Below are 23105 nucleotides of genomic sequence, written 5' to 3' on the forward strand. Positions count from 1 at the left end.
CTCCATTGGAATAGAATGTGCAAAACATAGATATTCAACATATTTTATCCATTTCCAAGATTTAATGTCGCAATTAAAAAAAGCACTTAAAGAAAATAGATTAGAAACAAGATTAAAACATTTTTCGAAATACAAAGTATTAATAATAGACGAAATAGGATATTTGCCAATTGATACAGATGCTTCAAACTTGTTTTTTCAATTAATATCAAAAAGATATGAAAAACACAGTACAATAATTACAACAAATATGCCATTTTCAAGTTGGGGTGAAATATTTGGTTCTCCAGTTTTAGCTCAAGCTATATTAGACAGATTATTGCATCATTCTCATGTTATTTCGATTAAAGGTGATTCATATCGATTAAAAGAAAAAATGGATTTTTTTGCTAATTCTGTTTCTAATTCTTAATCCCTTTTTTGTACATTTTTATTTTCCCTTTTTTTAACATTCTTGTAGTTGTTTTTACAAAGGGCAATCTTCGAGCCTTCATTTCATTTGAGACTTTTTAGACAACCTAGGTATTGTAGATATTAAACTTTTAAACAACTCTAAAAATAAATGAGGCTGAAAATTTCAGCCTCATTTTATTACAATAGTAAATTTATATAAAAGCATTTATAATGCTAACAATAAAAAATTTTACTTCGTATAATAGAATTAATATAATATAAAAAGGGGATTTTAGCCCCTTTTTATATTTATGTCTATCTGTGTAAAAGGTATTTCAATATTATTTAGTTTTAATAATTCAAATATTTCTGTAGCGATTTTTTTAGTGCCTTCAAAATAATCATCTTTCTTTAACCAGAATTTTATGGAAAAGTCTATAGAAGAATCGTTGAATCCTGAAAACCAGATAAAAGGCTTATGATCATTATCTTGGTAAATTAAATGTGATGTTTTTAAATATTCATTTATCAATCCAAAAAATTTCGTTAAATCAGTATTATAAGAAACTCCAAGATTAATCTCACTTCTTCTGATATTTGATGGCCAATAGTTTGTTATTGAACTGTTCCACATAGTTTTATTTGGTATTCTTACGAGTTTTCCATCAAAAGTTTTTATAACTGTATGATTCAAATCTATTTGATCAACGCTTCCAGAAATGCCATTTACCTCAATTGCATCTCCTTCTTTTATTGTTTTTGAAAACATCAAAAGGATTCCACAAATAAAATTAGACAACGGTTCCTGTATCGCAAATGCTACGATAACTCCAGATATTCCAAGCCCTGTTAAAAATGGCATAAAATCCTTAAATAATAAAGATAAAATAATAAATCCTCCAAGCGTGTAATAGAATATATTTATTAAGACTTTTGATGTATTTTTGTATGCTATTGATCTTCCTGTTTTTTCAGTTATTTTCATCATCGATTTGTATGTTATTTTAGAGAAAAATTTAGTTAATATTAAAACGATTATGCTTATACCTATTCTCAAAGAATAATCAACAATTATATTCATATCTATGTTCATATTTTTAACCTCTATTATCTTTTCAATGTTCCAATTGTTCTTAAGAAATCATCTGCTGTCTGTACTGCTCTTGCATTGAGATCATATGTTCTTTGTGCGACGATCATATTGACCATTTCTTTAACAACATCCACATTGGATTTTTCTAATGATCCCTGTTCAATTGAACCATACCCATCCTGATTCGGAATGCCTTCAGTAGCTACACCAGATGCTGGAGTGGACAGATATAAATTATTTCCTATAGCTTTTAATCCTGCTGGATTTACAAACCTGACAAGGGTAATATTACCAACATTTTGTATTGTTCCGTCTGGGAGCTTTGCACTTACTATACCATCTGGTGAAATATTTACACTTTCAGCATTTGTTGGTAATGTTATATTTGGAACCAATAATAATCCATTTGAATTAACTAATCTTCCATTAGCATCTACTTTAAATGAGCCATCTCTTGTATATGCAATTCTACCATCCTGCAATTGCATCTGAAAGAATCCGTCGCCCATTATTGCAAGATCAAAAGTTCCACCAGTTTGTTCTATATTACCTTGTGTGAATATTCTATTTGTTGCGGCTACTCTAACTCCATGACCTACATACTCACCTGTTGGCAATGTTGAGTTTTGAGCTGTTGGAGTTCCAGCTTCTTTTATAGGTGTATATAACAAATCCTGAAACTCAATCCTTTGAGCCTTATAACCTGTCGTGTCTACGTTTGATAAATTATTAGAAATAGTGTCGAGTCTTCTTTGCTGTGCTATCATTCCAGTTGATGCAGAATAAAGGGATACTAACATATTTTTTTCCTCCTTGAAATTATATTATTGATTATATTCTTTGAGCGCTTTCTATGATCTTGCCAGTCATTAAATCCTGAGTTTGAACGGATTTTTCTAATATATTAAATGCTCTATTAGCATTTATTAAATTTATCATTTCCTTTAACGTATCCACGTTTGATTTTTCCAGACCACCCTGCATTATTTTATAATTTTCAGATGATATTTCATTACCAGTAAAGAGATTTATTCCGAATTTAGAAGGGTTTTTAAGATTAACTACAGCAATTTTCTGGCCTGTTAACTGGTTTCCATTATATATATTTCCCTTTTCATCAACATTAAACTTTTCAGGAATTTGAATACGTTTATTGTTTATATCAAGTACATAGTCACCATCTGAGGTTATTAAAAATCCTTCCTGATTTCTTTTAAATTCACCATTTCTGGAGTAAAAGACCTTAGAATTCCTTTCTATTTTAAAAAAGCCATCTCCAAATATTGCAAAATCCAGAGGATTATTTGTTTCTTCGATTTTCCCCTGAGACATTATTGGTTTTGTTTCATCTGAAATTAATGCGGTTTCCATATACCCAATATGTCTACCTTTGTTGAAGTCAGTTGAATTATAATTTCTGAATTCTTTTTCAAGATATGCTTTAAAGGTTATTTCGTCTTTTTTATATCCTGTAGTATCAGCATTAGATAAATTATTTGATATATTATCAAGTTGTGCCATATTAGCAAGCATACCCATAGTAGAAAAATAAAGTCCTCTGGTCATATAATCGCCTCCTGCGAAGATATTCATTAATATAATTCTTTTTATTTGTACATATTTCCTAAATTGTATTCGAAAATTTAGAAAAGAAGATGATATGGAAATTATTAACAAAATATGGCTTTAGTCATAAACATGTAGCTCTTGGTTATTTTTCTTTTGAGGATGATGAAAGAAATTTGATTGATGAGATTATTGATAAATTCTTATAACAAAATCCCCGAAAACGGGGATTTTTGTGAGAATCCATTATAGTATTTTTTCATTTCTTTTAGTAATTGTTCTCTTGAGACATTAAACTTTTTTGCTGTTTGTTCTATATAGTCTTTAAAATATCGAGTTCTTCTTGAGTATATCCAAGCATTTACGAATAGTCTGTATCCAGAGGAGATATATCATTTAAATTGTTAAGTGCAGAGAATACTCCGGTTTTTATGAATTTTGTGATTCCTGTTATGAATACAAATTTTATGTATTCATCTTTTGATTTTATTGCTACATAAAAATTTCTTAACACATTTCTATATTTTTCTGCCATTTCTTTGTTATTTATAGTATCCAATATAGGTTTTTCATATTCATCTATTAATATTACTACTTTTCCTTTTTTGGATAATTCTATTATTAAATCATCAAATGCATATTTATAGTGATCGTTTTTTATTTCTATACGTATTCACCCTCTACAAGGTTTGGACAAAAAATAAGAAAAGGGTGTTTTTTAATTTTAAAAAATCCAATTTTTTAATCCAAAAACTTGTTGTCAGCGTGTAACACCGTAATAGACCGAAAATTAATCTATGAATGCGGAAATTTTTGACATTTCAGAAGATATATTTATTTTGCATGTATATTTAGCTTTTTCAAAATTATTTGATACAAGTGTGGAATCGTCTTTTTGTATGAAATTATTTAACTCTTTTACTGTTAAATCTCCTATAAAATTAATTATTACAAAAGTATCAACAGGTATCTCTATTGTAAGATTACTTACCTGTATATTCATATCAATGGTTGAATCTGTTTTTGACGAGGGAATTAAATGAATATTTGATGCTTTAGAATTTATTCTTACATATTGTGCTTTTATTTCATAGAAATCCATAAGCAAATCACAAACGCTTATTTGAATATCAAAATTAGCTTTTATATTATTGGATATATATATTTTATTCTCCGCTCTTTCAGGGATATTTATTGAGTTAATTCGTAATTTTTCTTTAAAATCAAATTTGGTATTTTCCATATGTATTTTTTGGTTAAATATTGATTTATTATATGTACTTTTTATTTTTATATTATCTTCGTCATGTGTAGTAATATTACACTTATTCCAATCAAAATCAAAATTAAAGTTGAAATTATAATTATTATTTTTTAATTCAAAAATTTTTTCATCATGATTGATTTTATTTTTTGATATTTTAAATGCCAGATCTCTAAAAAATAATTCAACCATACCCGATGCTAATAATTGTGTACCTATATATAATAACACCAATTCTCCAACAGAGGGTTTGAAATTAAATAAATTAAACAAATCAAAAATTAGAATAATACCAAAAATCAAGTTTCCAAGATTTTCACTTTTTATTTTTTTTAATAATTTTAAACCATCAAAAATAAATATTGTTGCTAATATAATTTCTATTATTGTACTAATAGTAAAGGATATTTTCAAAATAAGTGTTGTAAGTATTATTATGCCCATCAAAACATAAACAATTCCTGATATCATCTTATTTCCCCCTTAAAAAAATTTTTGAAATCCCAGAGGATATTAAGCCTGCACCTATTATTAATAATATTATCTCCCAAAAATTTAAATTTGTACTTATTAAATTTAAACTATCCAATATCAATATTATTCCAGTAATTAAGCCAAAAATTAAACTTTTCAGTCTAAAATTATTATGGAACTTTTTCATAAATTTAAATATCAATCCTTCCTGTATTTCTAAAATATCATCTATTGCTTTTTCAGCATCTTTACCCTGCAACAAGATTTCTTTATTTCCTTTTTTTATTTTTACTGTTTGCTCGGGGTTAAAACCTGCATATATAAATCCACACCCCAGAATAAATTTTACAGTTTTCCAAAATGTTAAAGAATATCCAAGAAAAACCGATAAAATAATTACCATTCCTGTTAATATAAAGATCAAGGATAATATTTTCATAGAACTCCCCCTCTATAAAAATTTATATATATACTTTCATTTATATTAATAATATACCATATTTTTTAAAAAAAATCAATATTGATATAAAAAAAATTAAAATAAAATTTTATTTTTTATTAGTTGATTGGGATTACAAAATAATTTGTATTTTTTTATTTTTTGAATATAATAAAAAAATATGGTATAATTTATAAAAAGTTGAAGATAAAATGGAGGTGTTATAATGGATTTTACAGTTGATTTTTCTGAAAAGGATAATTTCTATTTGATTAAGGTTGAAGGAGAAATTGATGCTTATCATTCAGCAACGTTTAAGCAAAAAACAAAGGAAAAACTTGTAAGTTTATCTCATACTAAATATGTGATAGATATGTCTTTAGTCTCATATATCGACAGTGCAGGTCTTGGTGCGGTTGTGAGTTTATTGAAAGAATCGAGAAATTTGAAAAAAGAATTAATTCTTGTTGGTTTACAGCCACAGGTAAGAAAAATTTTTGAAATGACAAAACTTGATAAAATTGTTAAGATATTAGATACTCTTGAAGAAGTAAAATAATATGGGCATAATGCCCATATTATTTTTAATATATTAGTGTTTTTGCTGATGTTATATATGAATTTCATATAACATTTTCATATTTTTTCGTGAATATTTTGCTTACCTTTTTAGCCACATTTGTTATATCCCCTGCGCCTAAAAATAAAAATACTCCTTCACTTAAATCCAATATTTTATCAATCATTTCGTTTTCAGAATTAATAAATTCGGAATCATTTATTAATTTTGCCATTTTTAATTCATTTACACCTTCAATAGGTTCTTCAAAGGCGGAATATATTCTATATATAAAAACTTTATCGGCATTTTTTAAAACCTGGCTGAATTGCTGATAATGTCTGAATAGTCTTGTGTATCTATGTGGTTGAAATATAGCTATTATAGGATAATCTGGGAAATATTCTCTTGCAGCTTTAATAGTATGTTCAACTTCTTCTGGAGTATGCGCATAATCATCAACAACAAAAATATGGCTATTTTTAAACAGTACATTAAATCTTCTATTTACTGAATTGAATGTCTCAAAAGCCTTACATATCTTTTCAAAACTAACTCCCATTTCCAGTGAATATGCGATGGCTGCTATGGCGTCATAAGCATAGTGAACACCTGGCAAATTCATTTTTATTTTTCCTATAAATTTATTTTTATAATGGACATCAAATGTTTGATAATATCCATGAGGTATTCTATTTGTAAAATAGTATTCTGAATTATTAGTTGTACCAAATTTTATAACGAAATTATCATAAAATGCATTTAAAATAACATCATCACCATTTAACAACACAAAATCTCTGGCGTTAGATGCATGATTATATAGAGAATCTATAAGATTTTCGAAAGAATTATTATAATGCTCTAAATGGTCTGGTCTTAAATTTGTTATTATAGATACATCCAGAATTGTGTTTCTAATATAGCCATCGCTTTCATCCACTTCACTGATTATAGGTCCGGCACCGAGTCTGAAGTTTCCATCTTCTAAACTATCATGAATTCCTCCTAAAAATACTGTAGGATCATAAAGCGCTTCTTTTAAAATGTGTGATATCATTGCAGTTGTAGTTGTTTTTCCATCTGTTCCAGTAATCCCTATACTATAGTTGTTTTTTAAAATATAATTTAAATATTCCATTCTATTAAGAATTGGTATATTCCATTCTTTTGCATATTTAATTTCTGGATTAGAATCTTTTATAGCTGTACTTTTTATTATTAAATCAGTATTTAAAATATTTTCTTTTGTATGTCCTATTTTTATATCAATATTTTTATTTTTTAAATAATTTGTTCTTTCACTCTCTACATTGTTTGATCCACTTACATCAAACCCCTTATATTTCGTATAAAGAGCTAATGAGCTCATTCCTATTCCACCTATTCCGGAAAAAAAGTATTTCATTTCAGGCGCCTCCTAATGAGTTTAAAATTGTTTTTATAATAATTGTAGACGGATTTTCTTTATTTATAGTATAAGTTTTTCTTGTCTTAACTTTAGATATTATATTTACTATATCTTTATAACTAACATTGTTTTCTCTAAATATCCAAATATTTTTTTTCTTAAGAGCTTTTGCGTTTAAAGTTTGTTGATTTTCTGCAGAACTTTCCCACGGTATAATTATAGCAGGTAAATCAAAAAAGTCAATCTCTGATAAACTGGTTGCACCACCACGGCTAATAACCATATCACTAATTGCAAGATATTCTGTAAGATTATCTAAATATTCAAATGTTTTTACATTATCCCATGTTGATTTTAAATTTTTAGATATATGAATAAAATTAACATTTTTTATTCTGTTATAAACATTCTTCATCAAATCATCAATGAATTCTGAACCCAAACTTCCACCAAATACTGTAATCAACGGAGTATTATAATCAAAATTAAGATTATTTAATATATTTTCTCGATCTATTTTTTCAGGAATTCTTAAAGGGTTTCCGCTAACTATGCTTTTCTCTGGAAATTTATTGCCTATTGTGTTGTTATATGTCAGGAAGATTTTTTCTGCATAATTGCTTAAAACTTTATTTGCAACACCCATTATTTTATTTTGTTCAAGAATGAATATAGGTATATTTAAAACTTTTGCAGCAAGGCCAACAGGAACAGTTACATATCCCCCTGTAAGAATTACAAAGTGAGGATTTATTTTTTTTATAATTTTTTTTATTGATAGATAATTTTTATATGTATTATATAGAATCTTTATATTTTCCAATGAATATAATGGTCTTTTAAGGCCTTTTACTTTTAAGGATATTTTTTTTGCATAAGGAAAATCTTTAGAAACTTTAATATCATCCAATCTATTATATATGGTAAAATAGGTTAAATCAAAATCAATTGTTTTTTCTAATTCTTTTATAACAGAATAAGCAGGATAGTAATGACCTCCTGTACCGCCGCCAGATACAACTATTCTATACTTCATCTGTTCTTTCCACCCTTTTTTTATTTTCTTGATTTTCTAATATTTCTTTTGTTTGCTCATCAATTGTTTGCTCATCTATTATTTCGTAAAATACCATTCCCATTATGTATCCAATAGAAACAATAGTAATCAATAATGAAGAATTACCGTAACTCATTAAAGGTAACGTTACACCAGTAGTTGGGAGCATTCCAATTGAAACTCCAACATTTATAAAACTTTGAAAAAATATCCAGAATGCAAATACTACCATAAAATTACGGGCTGCAGAATTTTTCATATGATAAGACATTAATATTAACTCTCGCGATATTAGAAAATATAAGGTTATAACCATTAATATCCCTAATTTTCCCCATTCTTCTCCTATAACAGCAATAATAAAATCGCTATAAGAATAAGGTACGGAATATTTTTCTTCCCCTATAAATGAACCAGAACCAAAAAATCCTCCATTTGTAATGGCATCAAGCGATTGTCTTAATTGATAATTTTTTTCTATTTTAGAAAATTGCTCTAAACGATCTTTTTGATAGCCTTTCAAAATATCAGCATTTGTTATAATAAAAATTCCGGAAATTGTTAGTATTAAAAGAGTCATATAAAAATGTATATTCTTTACTCCATTAATGTATATCGTCAAAATGGCCAGTATAAATATAAGAATAGATGAACTCAAATCTGGTTCTAAAAATATTAAAGAAATGGATAAAAATATTATGAACAACGGTATTATTATACCAAAAACAAATGTCGCTTTCCTTTCTTTTATTTTGTAATAATACCATGACAGGTATAGAGGTAAAAATAATTTCATAAATTCAGACGGTTGAATTTGAATACCTAAAATTGTTATCCATCTTTTTGTTCCATTTATAGGGGCTTGAGCTAAAGCCAGAGCAAGTAAAGTCATAAAAAATATAAATAAAATATTCATAAAATGTCTGCTTTTTGTTATATATTTGGATAAGATGAAAGCTATAATGCCTAAAAAAGATGATAATAATATAGTAAATACATGTTTTTGAAACATTTTATCTATTTGTATAGGTGAAAATGTCGATTCCATAGCTCTTAAAGAACTATATACAAAAAATGTACCAAGTGTTAAAGCCATGCCGACAATTATTATAAATAAAATTGCTCTATTTTTCAAAATACGGGATTTGTTCATTATATCATCTCCATTAATTTGTACACTTCTTCTTTAAATCTTTTCCCGCGTTCTTTATAATTTTTAAATAAATCATAACTCGCTCCTGCAGGAGATAAAATAATATAAGTATCTTCTTTATAAGTATTATTTCTGAATATTGCAACAGCTTTTTTTATAGCTGATTTTAAATTATCTTCAACAATATAATTGGTAAAAAATTTATATTTATTTATTTCACCAACCATATCTCCAAAAACAAGTACCTTTTTTGCATAATTTTGCAATTCTTTTAAAAGAATTTCCATATCTTCATTTTTTGGCTGGCCAGAAAGCATAGCTATATAATTTTTTTGTCTGAATGATTTATAAGCTGATAAAGCTGCATGAACATTTGTTGCTTTTGAATCATTAAAGAATTTAATCCCTTTATATTCACCAACAAATTCCATTCTATGTTCTAATGTTTTAAAAGTTTTTAATGATTCTTCAATTAAAATCTTTGATAAATCAAGATTCAATGCAACTGAAACAGCAGCCAGAACATCTTCTTTATATAAATCTAATTTTAATGTTTCGTTCGTTACTTTTATATTAATATTATTTTTTGTTTCTATCATGTTATTTTTCCATATATATTCACCATTATCCCCAAAAAAATATAGATTATTTGTATTTTCTTTAAAATAAGATTTGAGATTTGAATTAACAAAACCTATACCATCATTTTGAATGGTTTTATGTATTAAGTTTAATTTTGTATTGTAATATTCTTCAAGAGATGCATGCCAATTTAAATGGTCTGGCATTAAGTTGATTAAAACAGCAATTTCTGGTATAAAATTTTTACCCCAAAAAATTTGAAAACTTGAAATCTCTACTATATAAATTTCTTTGTCAAAATTCGCCGAGGATAAAGGAGTTCCTAAATTTCCACCAACAAAAGTATTATAAGATTTTGATAATATATGTGATATTAATTTAGTTGTAGTAGATTTTCCATTAGTTCCTGTAACGCCTATAAATATAGATTCAGGATTTTTCTCTTTTATTTTTCTCCATGAGTATTCAATTTCTGTGGTGTAGGGAATATTATTTTCCCTGATAATTTTTATAGGCAAACTTTCTGGATGAATTCCAGGGCTTATTATAGCTAAGTCTGCTTCTTTTAAAAGTTTTCCATGTTGTTCTTCATATGATATTTTATTTTTTTCAAAAAAGATTATATCTTTATATGATAATTCTTTATTATTACTTACAAAAATTTCTACATTTTCTTTAATTAAAATATTTTTTAGCAATGCTTCATTGCTTATACCATATCCAACAAGACATATTTTCATAATATACCTCCAAAACCTATTAATGAAAATATTAGATTAACCAATATAAATCTAAAAGTTATATTTTCTTCTGGCCACTTTTTCAGTTCAAAATGATGGTGTATAGGAGACATTAAAAAAACTCTTTTTCCTCGTAATTTAAATGAAAATACCTGAATAATAACACTCAAAGTCTCTATTACAAAAATAAATCCAGTAAAAATAAGGAATAATTCAATATGATAATATGTTACTAATGCACTCAATATTGCGCCAAGAGCTAAAGAACCTGTATCACCCATAAAAACTTTAGCTGGTTTAACATTAAAAATGAGAAAAATAGTTACTGGTAATATAATAGTATATAACAAAATGATTGGTGCATTAAAATAATATACACCAATTAATATAGTAAATATTGAAGATATTATAAAAGTTCCGCCAGCTAACCCATCGAGTCCATCTGTAAGATTCGTTGCATTTGAAAAACCTGTAAAAAACAATATATAAAACAATAAATACGGTATTGATGATAGTTTTAAATTATAGGTTGTAAATGGGATTTTTAGAATATAATCCATATTAAAATTAAAGAATATAATAAATAATAAAGAGGAAAACAATATCTGTAAAACCAGTTTCCCTTTTGGAGATAATCCCATTGCATCTTTTTTCAATATTGAGCTAAAATCATCAAAAAAACCAATAAGCCCAAAAAGAAAGGCAGACATAGCAATATACATAAAAATTAAATCATTATAATATATATACGAAATTATATTTAAAATAGAAATAGTTGGTATAAATAATATTCCTCCAGCTGTTGGTGTTCCCTGTTTATAACCATGAAGGTCAGGACCTTCTGGTCTAATATATTGTCCAAATTGTTTTTTTTGAGCCCATTTTATATATACCGGATACAACAAAAATTCCATAAATATTAATATTAAAATAATTGATAAAAGCATAAATTCCTCCCTAATCGTTCAAAAATTCTTCAACATATTTCCACAGATTCGTTCCATTTGAACCTTTTACATATATTAAAGCATTTTCTGATTTTAAAATATCAAAAATATCTTCTTTTTTATGAAGAATTGAGATGTTGTTAAATTTAAATTTATTCTTAGGATCATAAAAATATATCTGATCAAAAATCTTTTTCGCACTTTCTATTATTTCAATATGGTATTCATAGGATTTATCTCCTATCTCAAGAACTTCTCCCATTAATAGAATTTTTTTCTTTTTTATAGACATTTTTTTAATACTTTCAAATCCACTTAAGAATGATTCTTTTGAAGCATTATAAGCATCATTTATTATTAGGGATGTTCCATATTTCTTTAATTCAAAACGTTTTTCTGGCAAAGAAAAACTTGAAATATAAAAAGGATCAAGTGGAATTTCAAAATACAATGAAACCATTAGTGATGCTAAAGCATCCATTAATTGTCCTTTATTCCATATACCATTAAGTGTAAGCATTAAATTTTCACCAAAAATATTATAATAAACACGGGTATTCCAGTTTAAATATTCAAAATCTATTAAATAACCATCATTATCTTTATTTTCCCCAAATCTGAAAACTTTAATATCTTCTGGATATTCTATATTTAACAAGGGTTCATCTCCGTTGATAAACAATAAGCTTGGTTTTTCTGCATATGAAATGATCTTTAACTTTTCTTCAGCAATTTTTTTTCTTGTTTTAAAAAATTCTATATGTGATGTTCCTATATTAAGTATAATTTCAATATTAGGGGTATAATATTTTGAAAGATATTCAATATCATTTTCTTTTCTAAGTCCCATTTCTAAAATGGATACAGGTTGATTTTTAAAATTATTTAGTATGCTTAAAGGAATTCCTATCTCAGTATTATAATTTTTTTCTGTTGTGAAAACTTTAAATCCATATGATAATAAATGATATAAAAAAAATTTTGTAGTTGTTTTTCCATTTGAACCAGTTATTCCTATTCTAATTTTTGATTTTTCTTTTAATAGTATGGAAGCCTTTTTGTTTATATAGTCAATAACATTGTCTGCTAAAATAACCTCTTTAATATAATTTCTTTTTTCTTCAACAATAGCTGTTTTAGCTCCTTTTTTAAAAGCATCGTTCACAAAATCATGTCCGTTGTTTTTTTCGCCTTTTATTGCAATAAATGTATCTCCTTTTTTTATTTTTCGGGAGTCGATTTCATAATGAATTTTTTTAGAAGTTTCATTCATCTCTTCATCACCTTTCTGAATTTTTGAACTATTTCATGTGCAACTTCATAATCATTGAAAGGTATTTTTTTCCCATTTTCATACAATTGAAATTTTTCATGTCCTCTACCAGCGATTATAACTACATCATCTCTTGAAGCAAAGCTAACAGCGGCTTTTATAGCAGTTTTTCTATCTCTAATAACTATAAATGTCTTATTTTTATCTATTCCTTCGAGAATATGTTCGATAATTTCATCTGGATCGTCATCTTTTGGGTCATCATCTGTTATAACAATTAAATCGCTATACTTTGAAGCAATTTCTCCCATTATTTTTCTTTTGCCAATATCGGCAGCACCGCCAGCTCCAAACACAAGAATTACCCTGCCTTTAGTAATTTTTTTTGCACTTTTCAATACTTTTTCAAGGGCATCTGGCGTATGGGCAAAATCAATATAAACCTTATACTCTATATCTCGTGTATTTTCTACCAATTGAAATCGTCCAGGAACTCCTTCAAAAGTTAAAAAACCATGTCTTATTATCTCATTGTCCATATTTAATAATTTTAATGCAATAAATGCAGCTGTCATATTTTGTGCATTATATTCTCCTATTAAATGAGTATGGATTTTATTTTCTGTTCCATCTGGTTCTGTTATAGTAAAACTCATTTGTGCATTATTGTATTCAACATTAGAAATTACATAATCTGCATTTTTATCAAATCCATATGTTATAATATTATTTCCAGGAACTTCCTTTAAATTTATACAGTCTAAATTAATGATTCCATATCCATCGCTTTTTAATTGTTTAAATAAAGATAATTTTGTATTTTTATAATCATCAAAATTCTTATGATAATCCAGATGATCGCGGGTTATGTTTGTTAAAATAGCAATTGAAAAAGGAATCTTATATACTCTTTTTTGATCTATTGCATGAGAAGACACTTCTAAACATATATTCTTTATTGATTTTTCCTTTGAAAGATTTAGTACTTTTGCAATTTCATCAACGCCTGGTGTTGTGTTATATGGTTCATATAATAATTCGTTGTTAATTTTAATTCCAACTGTGCTTATTAAAGAACTATTTTTTTCTCCATACGTCAAAACATAATGGATTAAGGAAATTACAGTTGTTTTTCCGTTAGTTCCAGTTACACCTATAAAATTAAAATCATCGAAATTTATGTTATAATATGCATAATTAAGTAAAGCATAGGCTTTTTTTGTATTGCTAACTAAAATATAGGGGTGATTTAAAGGTATTTTTTTTGGATTTTCAGCTACAATTAAAGCTGCTTTAAATTCTATAGCTGTTCTTATAAAATCGTGTCCATCAAAATAAGAACCTTTAATACAAACAAAAACCGAACCCGGTTTTATTTTATTAGTATTATTAGTAAAAAATGTATATTCCTTTTCTAAAGGGAAATTATATTCTATAATTAATTCTTTTAAAATTTTAATAATATCATAACCTATCATGTTTATCACGCTCCTAATTATCATTTCTTAACTAATTTTACACCAATAATTAATTTTTTACAAGCCTTTTTTTATGTTATCATATAATTAGCACTCAAAAAAAAGGAGTGATAAAATGCCAAAAGAATTGAGTAATAGACAGAAAATGGTTTTATTTTCTATAATTGAAAATTTTATAGAGGAAAAAAAACCTATAAGTTCCTCTGAAATACTAAAAAAGTCCTCATTAAAAGTCAGTTCTGCAACAATAAGAAACGATATGCAGAAACTCCAGCATCTGGGGTTGATATTTCAGCCACACTCAAGTGCAGGACGTATCCCCACTGACAAAGCTTTAAGGCTTTATTTTGAGGCTATTAAAGAAAGTTTTTCAGTTAAAAGCAAAAATATAGAATTGCCCCAGGAATATAAGTTTTATGATATAAACATTATGTTCGATAGATTCTCAAAAATGCTATCGGAGCTTTCAAATAGTCTTGTTATTTTAGAGTTACCTGATTCAAGATATATTTTTATTACACGTGTTGTAGTTTCAGATTTAACAAATGATTTTTATCAGATAACACTAATGACAAATTTAGGTTTATCTATAACAAGAACGGTTGAAAAATATGGATTTCCATCTTCAAAGGAATTAGAAAAAATATTAAATGAAGGTCTTGTTGGGAAATCCATGCATGAAATAATAAACATTATAAAAACAAAAAGCATCAACGAAAAAGATATTAGAGTTATGAATCTTTATAATCTTATATTTTTACTGGCAGAAGAATTTTTTAGAAATAAGTTCATTGTAAACGGATTAGCCAGGATAATTTCTTCTGGCTATTTTAATACAAAAGAAATTTTGTTTTTATCAAAAATAGTTGAAGAAGATAAAATGAAAGTACAATTATTATCTCTAAAACCATTTAATGTTGAAATAAAAACAGTGATTGGTAATGAATTTGGAATACCCGAGTTGAAAAATTTTGTGATGTTTGAAACATCTTATTGTCATAATGCAAATCCATTGGGTAAAGTAGTATTGTTAACATTTAAATATAGCGACTATAGAAAAATCTATTCGGTATTAAATGAATATACTTCAAGATTATCAAAAATTATATCAAAAAATCTTTAAAAAAGTACAAGGAGGGATTATAATGCCACAAAAAAAGAAAAAATCAGAAGGAAAAATAAAAGAAATAAAAAATAAAGAGAAGGCATTAGATAAAGATATGGAAATTTTAAAAAAGGAAATTGAAGAATTACGAAAAGAATTAGAAAATCAAAAAGGCGAAAATAAAAAGTTAATGGAAGAATATGAAAAAATCAAAAATTATGCAATAAACTTAAAAGTTGATTTTGAAAATTATAAAGATATTGTTCAAAAAGATAAAATAAGAATTAAGAAGGAAACCAAAGAAAATATTATAAAACAAATATTACCAATATATAAAAACTTTTCCATAGTTATTAATAATCAGGATAACCTGGATTTATTTGCAAAAGGTGCTGAAATGGTATATAAGTTATTTGTCAAAAGCATTGAAGATATGGGAGTTGAGTTTATAATTCCGGAAAAAAATGATAGATTTGATCCCTTTGAACATGAAGTTGTTGAAAAAATTGAAACTGATGAAGTTGAGGAATATCATATATTTGCTGTGGATTCTCCAGGAGTAAAATTAGAAGGCAAAATCATTGAACCGGCAAAGGTTAAAGTTGCTGTAAAACCCGTAAAAAAGAATGAAGAAATAGTAGAAAAAAAAGAAGAAGAAAGGGGTGAGTGATATTGAACCAGAGAAAAGATTACTATGAAATACTGGGAATATCCAGAAATGCTACACCAGAAGAGATAAAAAAAGCTTATAGACAACTGGTGAAAAAATGGCATCCAGATAGACATCAGGAAAATAAAGATATAGCTGAAGAAAAATTTAAAGAAATACAGGAAGCATATGAGGTGTTAAGTGATCCCCAGAAAAAAGCCCTTTATGATAGATTTGGATTTGTTCCGGAAAATGGTATGCCACCACCAGGCCAGGGTGGAGCAAGAGGTGGTTTTGAAGATTTATTTGAAGATTTATTTGGAAGTTTTGGGGACTTTGGAGGCACCTTTTCTGATATTTTTGACATGTTTACAGGTGGGGCTGCTTCGCAGAAAAGGAGAAAAGCAGCTAATCCACCTATAAAAGGAGAAGATAAATTTTTCTCAATAACTATAGATTTAAAAGATGTATTAAATGATATAAAAAAACATATAGAATACGATAGATATTCAACATGTAGTGCATGTAATGGTACAGGTGCAAAAAACGGTAATAGCTTTACAACATGTCCAAGATGTAATGGTACTGGTACAATAAAAGAAGAAGAAAGGACTTTTTTTGGAGTATTCGTTAGAAATTATCAATGTCCAACATGTCATGGTAGTGGTAAAATAATTCAGGAAAGATGTAATGTTTGTCATGGTAGTGGCAAGGTAATATTAAGAGAAAAATTGGATATAACTATTCCAGCAGGAGTAGAAGATGGATATACCTTTAGAATTCCAAATAAAGGTAATGACGGAAAAAATGGAGGGCCAGCAGGTGATTTAATAATAAAAATAAATGTAAGAAGACATCCTAAATTCAACAGAAGCGGAAATAATTTAGAAACTACAATTGAAATAGATTATGTGCAGGCATTATTGGGTGCAACAATTGAATTGGATTTATTAAACGGGAAAACTTCTTTAAAAATTCCAGAAGGTACAAATCCAGGAACAGTTCTTGTATTAAAAGGGCACGGATTACCTGATTTCAGAACAGGGAAATATGGTGACTTATATATAAAAGTAAATGTAAAATTCAAAAAACCAGGTTTGAGGGAAAAACGTCTTTTAAAAGAAATTGCAAAGATAAAAAAACTGGGGGAATGAAGATTGAATAATACATCTAAAAAATTCAATTTTAGAAAAGAAAGTATAAATTATATAATAATAACAATTGGAACAATTTTAACTGCTCTTGGAATCGTATTATTTCTTGATCCATTTTCTATTGTTGCTGGTGGAGTCAGTGGTCTTGCTATTGTTTTGAAGAATTTACTTGGATGGTGGTTAGGTCTTCAAATGTTGGTGTATAATGTAGTTTTATTTGCTCTTGGATTCTGGCTTCTCGGTGTTGGATTTGGTTTTAAAAGTATATACGCTGCGCTTTTATTATCTTTTTTAATAGACTATTTTGAACAGGTATTACATCTGGATTCCATGATGAAATCATTATTATTAAATTCACAGATCAAAATAGATCCCCTATTAATAAGTTCAATATATGGTGGTGTTTTAGCAGGAATAGGAATTGGATTGGTTATATGGAGAAATGCCTCTACTGGTGGGACAGATATAATAGCCATGATAATAAACAAATATATGCATATATCTACAGGAAAAGGTTTATTAATAGTGGATACAATAGTTACAATGTCTGCATTTTTAATAAATCCGCTTGTTCCAATGTATGGAATTATTGCCATCTTTGTTACGTCAAAAATGATAGATACTGTTGTTGAAGGGTTTGAATCCACAAGAACAGTCTTGGTTATAAGTGAAAAATATGATAAAATTAAAGAGAAGATATTTGAACGTCTTGACAGAGGAGTAACAATTTTAGAAGGAAAAGGTGGGTATACACAAAGGGAAAGAAAGGTATTGATGATAGTTTTAACTAGGCGTGAGATAGGAGAATTAAGAAGAATCATTAAAGATATTGATGATAAGGCATTCATAAGTATTGTTCCAAATTCAGAAACGCTGGGATATGGTTTTAAAAAATTAGGTTAGGAGGATTATTGTGGAAGACCCTAATAGTTATAGTGAAATAATTATTATGATAGTTAAAATTATTTCATTACTGTTTTTATCTGCATTTTTTTCTGCATCAGAAACAGCGTTGACATCAATGAACAGATTAAAAGTTAAAGATTTAATCGAAAATGAAGATAATGAAAATGCAAGAGAAAAATTACATCACTTTTTGCATCATCCAAATCAACTTTTGACAACAATACTTGTAATGAATAATCTTGTAAACATATTGGTTTCTTCGTTGACAACTGCATTTATTATAGAGTTAATTCCGGGAAATCCGGGACAAGTTGTTGGAATTGTAACGGGAGTTTTAACTTTAATGATTTTAATATTTGGAGAAATCACGCCAAAAGTTTATGCGAGGGAAAATACAGAAAAGTTTTTCAATGTTGTATTTCCCGTTATATCTTTTTTAAATTATATACTTAAACCAATTATATGGCTATTGGTTAATATATCAAACTTTTTCATAAAATTATTTGGTGGCGAAAAAATAAGCGAAGCGCCTTTTATAACAGAAGATGAAATTATGAATTATCTGGATATCGGCCATGAAGAAGGTGTTATTGAAAAAGATGAAAAGTTTATAATGAAAAGAGGACTTGAGTTAAAAGAAATATCTGTAAAAGAAATAATGACTCCAAGAGTTGATATAATTGCTATTTCTGAAGATGAAAATCTGAAAGAATTAATAAAAATAATAAATGAAGAAGGATATTCTAGAATTCCCATATATAAAGAATCAATAGACAACATTATAGGTGTTTGTTATGCTAAAGATGTATTTAAAATATTGGAAAAAGAAGGGTTAAATGAAGAATTTTTGGATATCAATATTAAAAATATTATGCACAGAGTTGAATTTATACCTTTAACTATGAAAATCAGAGATGTTATGAAAATTTTCCTGGAAAAGCACACTCATATGGCGATTGTTGTGGATGAATATGGTGGAACCGCAGGTCTTGTCACTCTTGAAGATATTCTGGAAGAGTTAACAGGTGAAATACTTGATGAGTATGACATAGTTTCAGAAGAGATAAATATTGTAAAACTGGCGAAGAATACGTATCTTGTTAATGGAACAACACCTATAAACGACATTGAAAGAGAATTGGATCTTGAGTTGCCAGAAACAGATTTTGAAACAATAGGAGGATTATTATTAGAAGAATTTGAAAGATTTCCAAAGGCGGGAGAAAAGATAACCTTAGAAGGAGTTATATTTGAAATAGTTTCTGTATCAAAGAATAAAATAGACAAGGTTAAAATTACAGTTAAGGAGGATTTCAATGAAAATAAAACAGGACATTCTTGATTTATTATATGAAAAAGCAAAGGATTCCATGCAAAATTCATATTCGCCTTATTCAAAATTCAAAGTTGGTGCAGCTTTAATTACAAAAAGCGGAAAAGTATATACCGGAACAAATGTAGAAAATGCATCATATGGCTTATCTATGTGTGCTGAAAGAATTGCGATTTTTAAAGCTGTATCTGAAGGTGAAACGGATTTTGAAGCGTTAGTGGTAATTGGAGATACTGATAGCCCTATAAGTCCCTGTGGGGCATGTAGACAGGTTATTGCTGAATTTGGAGTTGATGAAATAATATTGACAAATTTAAAAAGGGAATTTAAAGTAATGGGTGTAGAAGAAATACTGCCGTATGGGTTTTCTGGTGAAGAATTAGATGATAAAACTTCTAATAATCGATGAAAATGAAGAGCATCGATTTTTTCTAAGACATCTTTTTTTAAACGAAAATAAAGTTTTAAAAGATTTTGGATTTAAAGAAAAGTTTGAGGTTTATGAAGCGAAAAATGCTTTTGAAGGTGTAAAGATGGCTCAATATATTGAGCCTAATGTTGTTATACTAGAAGAAAAATTATCTGAATTAGATGGTGTAGAAGTATGCAGAAAGATCAAAAAATTTAAAAAAAATTCAAATATTCCAATAATATTTTTAACGACAATAAATGATTTAAATATAAAAGAAAATGCTTTTAAAGCTGGGGCTTCGGATTATATAATAAAACCGGCCCACCCATATGAATTATTAATACGGGTAAAAAGACACCTTGATTTTTATATAACTCAAAGGAAATTAAAATATTCTATTGAAAGTTATGAAAAAGATTTGAGAATTGCCAGAAAGGTTCAGAGGAATTTATTGCCAAAATTTAAAAAGTTAAATGATATGCTCTTTGATTATATATATATACCATCACATAATACTTCTGGTGATATGTTAGAAGTCATACCTATAGATAAAAATAAAATTTTTGCATATGTTTATGATATTTCCGGACATGGTGTAACTTCTGCGTTGTTATCTATTATTGTAAAACAAGAAATTGATTATATAATAAAAAGTTCTAAAACACATAATTTAAAAGATATTATGCTTGAATTAGAAAAAAACATTAAAGAATACTTTTTTGATGGTGTGTATTTTACGGGTATCTTTTCTATAATATATAAAAACAAAATTGAGTATATAAATTTAGCCCATAGAGAAATTATTTTTTTAAAAGAAAATAATATAGAAATTGACTCAAAGACCAATTTTCCTGCTGGGATTGGTTTAATTGATGAAAACAATTTAAATATTAAAACTAGGGAATTTGATAAAGATACGTTTATTATATTTTATACAGATGGAATATTGGACGTTGAACATTTTGATGAAAAAAAACTTTATGAGACATTGATTTCAAAAAAATTCAACACACCAGAAGAAGTAACTGATAGATTAAAAAATATTTTAAATATACTTTTAGATTGGAATTTTCCAGAAGATGATATTACAGTATTAGTATTAAAACAGGAGGAGTAATATGAATTTTGAAGAGAAAGAAATAAAAACAGAAAATATTTTCAAAGGTGTTTTATTGGATGTAAGAAAAAGCCTTGTTGAACTTCCAAATAGGAAACAATCTACACGAGAATTTGTTGTACATCCTGGAGCAGTAGCTATGTTACCAGTAGAAAATAATTATGTATATTTAGTTGAACAATATCGATTTCCAATAAAAAAGCATCTTCTTGAAATTCCTGCTGGGAAGTTTGACAGATCAGGTGAAGAACCTCTTGAATGCGGCAAAAGAGAATTGGAAGAAGAAATTGGGAAAAGAGCTAAAACTTGGATATACCTTGGTTATATTCATACAACTCCCGGATTTTCAAATGAAATTATACATCTTTATTTAGTAAAAGATTTTGAAGATACAAAAATGAATCTTGATGAGGATGAGTTTCTTGAAGTAAAAAAAATACATATAAAAGAATTTGAAGAAAAAATATTAAACAATGAAATAACAGATGCGAAAACAATAGCTGCGTATGCAAGGGCAAAAATATTAGGAGGGATATAAAATGAAAGTCAGGGTTAGATTTGCACCAAGTCCAACAGGATTTTTACATGTTGGTGGAGCAAGAACAGCATTATATAATTATTTATTTGCAAAAAAACATAATGGAACCTTTGTATTAAGAATAGAAGACACTGATGTTGAACGTTCAACAAAAGAATCAGAAGAACAACTAATCGAGGCTTTAACTTGGTTGGGGTTGGATTGGGATGAAGGACCAAATGTAAAAGGCGAATATGGACCATATAGGCAAAGCGAAAGAACTTATATTTATAAACAGATGACAGAAGAACTTATAAATAAAGGGAAAGCATATTATGCTTATGTATATCCGGAAGACCTGGAAAAAATAAAAGCCGAATTAATTAAAAATGGTAAGCCACCACATTATTCATATGAATTAATAGAATCGTATAATACAGAAGAAAGAAAAAAAGAATTTAATGAAAAAGGATTAAAACCAGTGGTGTTTTTTAAGATGCCAAGAAAACCATTTTCTATAAACGACTTAATAAAAGGACCTGTTACATTTGGTGAAGGCGCAATAGGAGATTTTATTATTATGAGAAGTAATGGATTACCTACATATAACTATGCAGTTGTTATAGATGATATGACCATGGAGATAACTCATGTGATAAGAGGAGACGATCATTTATCAAATACATTAAGGCAGGTTGCGTTATATGAAGCATTTGGTGTTAAAATACCTGAATTTGCTCATGTGTCTATGATTTTAGGTCCAGATGGAAAAAAATTATCAAAAAGGCATGGAGCAACCTCAGTAGAGGAATTTAGAAACAAAGGATATTTACCTGAAGCGTTAGTAAATTATCTTGCATTATTAGGATGGTCACATCCAGAAGGAAAGGAAATAATGCCATTAAATGAAATGATAGAAAACTTTGACTTAAACAGGGTAAATTCCAGCCCTGCAATATTTGATAATGAAAAATTAAAGTGGATGAATGGTGTATATATACGTGAAGCAAAACTCGATAGAATTGTAAAATTATCAAAATTATTTATTCTGGAAAAGGGATTATTATCAAAAGAACAATTTGATAATAACAAAAAATGGGTGACCGAAGCAGTAGATATAGTACGAGAATCTGTAGAGGATTTATCTCAAATACCAGAAAAATTAGAAATATTCTTAAAAGATTTTGAAGTAGATCTCGAAAATGCAGAATTAAAAGATTTTCTGCAAGCAGATGGTGTAAAAAATACGATAAAATTAATATATGAGAAGGTTTTAAACGATCCAGATTGGAAAGTGGAAACTATATTAAAAAATATTAAAGAAGCTATGAAAGAAGGAAAACCAAAGAAAAAACCATTTTATATGTCTTTAAGAAAAATATTAACAGATTCTTTTGAAGGCCCGGATTTAGTAAAAACTATACATTTAATAGGAAGAAACAGAGTTCTTCAGAGGCTTGAAAGGGTTGTGGGAAAATGGTAG

General features: G+C 27.5%; 24 protein-coding genes. 11 read left to right on the forward strand and 13 right to left on the reverse strand.

Going from position 1 to position 23105, the window contains the following annotated elements:
- A partial coding sequence (locus XO12_RS06700) for an ATP-binding protein (protein WP_217683664.1) occupies positions 1-412 on the forward strand: 412 nt, incomplete at its 5' end.
- A gap of 273 nt (positions 413-685) precedes the next feature.
- On the opposite strand, the gene XO12_RS06705 is transcribed toward XO12_RS06700, so the two are convergent.
- From XO12_RS06705 to XO12_RS06730, 6 genes are all read right to left on the reverse strand, one after another.
- Entirely contained in the window at positions 686-1486 is an 801-nt protein-coding gene (locus tag XO12_RS06705; RefSeq protein ID WP_047266736.1) for a mechanosensitive ion channel family protein, read from the reverse strand.
- 14 nt (positions 1487-1500) lie between these two features.
- Positions 1501-2286, reverse strand: a complete 786-nt coding sequence (gene flgG / locus XO12_RS06710) for a flagellar basal-body rod protein FlgG (RefSeq protein WP_047266735.1) — start codon at positions 2284-2286, stop codon at positions 1501-1503.
- A gap of 31 nt (positions 2287-2317) precedes the next feature.
- Positions 2318-3052, reverse strand: a complete 735-nt coding sequence (locus tag XO12_RS06715; protein ID WP_047266734.1) for a flagellar hook-basal body protein — start codon at positions 3050-3052, stop codon at positions 2318-2320.
- Positions 3053-3413: 361 nt separating this feature from the next.
- A complete protein-coding gene (locus tag XO12_RS11330) occupies positions 3414-3725 on the reverse strand; it encodes an AAA family ATPase (protein ID WP_368493433.1) in 312 nt (103 codons plus the stop codon).
- A 117-nt stretch (positions 3726-3842) separates the two neighbouring features.
- Positions 3843-4787, reverse strand: a complete 945-nt coding sequence (locus XO12_RS06725; RefSeq protein WP_047266732.1) for a hypothetical protein — start codon at positions 4785-4787, stop codon at positions 3843-3845.
- Between the two features lies 1 nt (position 4788).
- Positions 4789-5229, reverse strand: coding sequence for a hypothetical protein (locus XO12_RS06730; RefSeq protein ID WP_047266731.1), 441 nt, complete (start codon positions 5227-5229; stop codon positions 4789-4791).
- Between the two features lie 226 nt (positions 5230-5455).
- Here XO12_RS06730 and XO12_RS06735 point away from each other — a divergent pair, with 226 nt between their 5' ends.
- On the forward strand, positions 5456-5788 hold the full coding sequence (locus XO12_RS06735) for an STAS domain-containing protein (RefSeq protein ID WP_052913293.1): 333 nt from the start codon (positions 5456-5458) through the stop codon (positions 5786-5788).
- 64 nt (positions 5789-5852) lie between these two features.
- On the opposite strand, the gene murC is transcribed toward XO12_RS06735, so the two are convergent.
- The 7 genes from murC to XO12_RS06770 are packed head-to-tail and all read right to left on the reverse strand — an operon-like array spanning position 5853 to position 14429.
- Positions 5853-7196, reverse strand: a complete 1344-nt coding sequence (gene murC, locus XO12_RS06740) for a UDP-N-acetylmuramate--L-alanine ligase (RefSeq protein ID WP_175419969.1) — start codon at positions 7194-7196, stop codon at positions 5853-5855.
- Between the two features lies 1 nt (position 7197).
- Complete coding sequence (locus XO12_RS06745; RefSeq protein WP_175419970.1) at positions 7198-8235, reverse strand: glycosyltransferase; 1038 nt, start codon at positions 8233-8235, stop codon at positions 7198-7200.
- Positions 8225-9409: an FtsW/RodA/SpoVE family cell cycle protein gene (locus XO12_RS06750; protein WP_175419971.1), complete on the reverse strand. Its 1185-nt coding sequence runs from the start codon at positions 9407-9409 to the stop codon at positions 8225-8227. Before XO12_RS06750 ends, XO12_RS06745 begins: the two co-directional genes overlap by 11 nt.
- Positions 9409-10731 carry a UDP-N-acetylmuramoyl-L-alanine--D-glutamate ligase gene (gene murD, locus XO12_RS06755; RefSeq protein ID WP_047266726.1) on the reverse strand — a complete coding sequence of 441 codons (1323 nt, stop codon included), beginning with the start codon at positions 10729-10731 and terminating at the stop codon, positions 9409-9411. Before murD ends, XO12_RS06750 begins: the two co-directional genes overlap by 1 nt.
- On the reverse strand, positions 10728-11678 hold the full coding sequence (mraY, locus tag XO12_RS06760; RefSeq protein WP_047266725.1) for a phospho-N-acetylmuramoyl-pentapeptide-transferase: 951 nt from the start codon (positions 11676-11678) through the stop codon (positions 10728-10730). The genes murD and mraY overlap by 4 nt, the downstream gene beginning before the upstream one ends.
- A gap of 10 nt (positions 11679-11688) precedes the next feature.
- The gene (murF, locus tag XO12_RS06765) at positions 11689-12951 is read right to left on the reverse strand and encodes a UDP-N-acetylmuramoyl-tripeptide--D-alanyl-D-alanine ligase (RefSeq protein WP_047266724.1); all 1263 of its coding nucleotides are present in this window, start codon (positions 12949-12951) and stop codon (positions 11689-11691) included.
- Complete coding sequence (locus XO12_RS06770; protein WP_175419972.1) at positions 12948-14429, reverse strand: UDP-N-acetylmuramoyl-L-alanyl-D-glutamate--2,6-diaminopimelate ligase; 1482 nt, start codon at positions 14427-14429, stop codon at positions 12948-12950. Before XO12_RS06770 ends, murF begins: the two co-directional genes overlap by 4 nt.
- Before the next feature lie 115 nt (positions 14430-14544).
- On the opposite strand from XO12_RS06770, the gene XO12_RS06775 reads away from it, so the two are divergent.
- The 9 genes from XO12_RS06775 to gltX are packed head-to-tail and all read left to right on the forward strand — an operon-like array spanning position 14545 to position 23105.
- Positions 14545-15552, forward strand: a complete 1008-nt coding sequence (locus tag XO12_RS06775; protein WP_047266722.1) for a heat-inducible transcriptional repressor HrcA — start codon at positions 14545-14547, stop codon at positions 15550-15552.
- 22 nt (positions 15553-15574) lie between these two features.
- On the forward strand, positions 15575-16204 hold the full coding sequence (locus tag XO12_RS06780) for a nucleotide exchange factor GrpE (RefSeq protein WP_047266721.1): 630 nt from the start codon (positions 15575-15577) through the stop codon (positions 16202-16204).
- Complete coding sequence (dnaJ, locus tag XO12_RS06785; RefSeq protein ID WP_175419990.1) at positions 16204-17337, forward strand: molecular chaperone DnaJ; 1134 nt, start codon at positions 16204-16206, stop codon at positions 17335-17337. Before XO12_RS06780 ends, dnaJ begins: the two co-directional genes overlap by 1 nt.
- Positions 17338-17340: 3 nt before the next feature.
- Positions 17341-18240 (forward strand): YitT family protein, encoded by a 900-nt coding sequence (locus XO12_RS06790; RefSeq protein ID WP_175419973.1) that lies wholly within the window; start codon positions 17341-17343, stop codon positions 18238-18240.
- Positions 18241-18250: 10 nt separating this feature from the next.
- Positions 18251-19585, forward strand: a complete 1335-nt coding sequence (locus XO12_RS06795; protein ID WP_047266718.1) for a hemolysin family protein — start codon at positions 18251-18253, stop codon at positions 19583-19585.
- Positions 19560-19985, forward strand: a complete 426-nt coding sequence (locus XO12_RS06800; RefSeq protein WP_047266717.1) for a cytidine deaminase — start codon at positions 19560-19562, stop codon at positions 19983-19985. Before XO12_RS06795 ends, XO12_RS06800 begins: the two co-directional genes overlap by 26 nt.
- Positions 19960-21105, forward strand: a complete 1146-nt coding sequence (locus XO12_RS06805; RefSeq protein WP_047266716.1) for a SpoIIE family protein phosphatase — start codon at positions 19960-19962, stop codon at positions 21103-21105. The genes XO12_RS06800 and XO12_RS06805 overlap by 26 nt, the downstream gene beginning before the upstream one ends.
- 1 nt (position 21106) lies before the next feature.
- Positions 21107-21643, forward strand: coding sequence for an NUDIX domain-containing protein (locus XO12_RS06810; RefSeq protein WP_175419974.1), 537 nt, complete (start codon positions 21107-21109; stop codon positions 21641-21643).
- A 1-nt stretch (position 21644) separates the two neighbouring features.
- On the forward strand, positions 21645-23105 hold the full coding sequence (gene gltX / locus XO12_RS06815; protein ID WP_047266714.1) for a glutamate--tRNA ligase: 1461 nt from the start codon (positions 21645-21647) through the stop codon (positions 23103-23105).

Origin of the sequence: Marinitoga sp. 1154 (assembly GCF_013363285.1) — a bacterium.
Taxonomy (GTDB): domain Bacteria; phylum Thermotogota; class Thermotogae; order Petrotogales; family Petrotogaceae; genus Marinitoga.

Bases quoted from the DNA above. Each gene is read 5' to 3' on its own strand.
- XO12_RS06705 (WP_047266736.1), bottom strand. From the start codon at position 1,486: ATGAACATAGATATGAATATAATTGTTGATTATTCTTTGAGAATAGGT.
- flgG (WP_047266735.1), bottom strand. From the start codon at position 2,286: ATGTTAGTATCCCTTTATTCTGCATCAACTGGAATGATAGCACAGCAA.
- XO12_RS06715 (WP_047266734.1), bottom strand. From the start codon at position 3,052: ATGACCAGAGGACTTTATTTTTCTACTATGGGTATGCTTGCTAATATG.
- XO12_RS06725 (WP_047266732.1), bottom strand. From the start codon at position 4,787: ATGATATCAGGAATTGTTTATGTTTTGATGGGCATAATAATACTTACA.
- XO12_RS06730 (WP_047266731.1), bottom strand. From the start codon at position 5,229: ATGAAAATATTATCCTTGATCTTTATATTAACAGGAATGGTAATTATT.
- XO12_RS06735 (WP_052913293.1), top strand. From the start codon at position 5,456: ATGGATTTTACAGTTGATTTTTCTGAAAAGGATAATTTCTATTTGATT.
- murC (WP_175419969.1), bottom strand. From the start codon at position 7,196: ATGAAATACTTTTTTTCCGGAATAGGTGGAATAGGAATGAGCTCATTA.
- XO12_RS06745 (WP_175419970.1), bottom strand. From the start codon at position 8,235: ATGAAGTATAGAATAGTTGTATCTGGCGGCGGTACAGGAGGTCATTAC.
- XO12_RS06750 (WP_175419971.1), bottom strand. From the start codon at position 9,409: ATGAACAAATCCCGTATTTTGAAAAATAGAGCAATTTTATTTATAATA.
- murD (WP_047266726.1), bottom strand. From the start codon at position 10,731: ATGAAAATATGTCTTGTTGGATATGGTATAAGCAATGAAGCATTGCTA.
- mraY (WP_047266725.1), bottom strand. From the start codon at position 11,678: ATGCTTTTATCAATTATTTTAATATTAATATTTATGGAATTTTTGTTG.
- murF (WP_047266724.1), bottom strand. From the start codon at position 12,951: ATGAATGAAACTTCTAAAAAAATTCATTATGAAATCGACTCCCGAAAA.
- XO12_RS06770 (WP_175419972.1), bottom strand. From the start codon at position 14,429: ATGATAGGTTATGATATTATTAAAATTTTAAAAGAATTAATTATAGAA.
- XO12_RS06775 (WP_047266722.1), top strand. From the start codon at position 14,545: ATGCCAAAAGAATTGAGTAATAGACAGAAAATGGTTTTATTTTCTATA.
- XO12_RS06780 (WP_047266721.1), top strand. From the start codon at position 15,575: ATGCCACAAAAAAAGAAAAAATCAGAAGGAAAAATAAAAGAAATAAAA.
- XO12_RS06800 (WP_047266717.1), top strand. From the start codon at position 19,560: ATGAAAATAAAACAGGACATTCTTGATTTATTATATGAAAAAGCAAAG.
- XO12_RS06805 (WP_047266716.1), top strand. From the start codon at position 19,960: ATGATAAAACTTCTAATAATCGATGAAAATGAAGAGCATCGATTTTTT.
- XO12_RS06810 (WP_175419974.1), top strand. From the start codon at position 21,107: ATGAATTTTGAAGAGAAAGAAATAAAAACAGAAAATATTTTCAAAGGT.
- gltX (WP_047266714.1), top strand. From the start codon at position 21,645: ATGAAAGTCAGGGTTAGATTTGCACCAAGTCCAACAGGATTTTTACAT.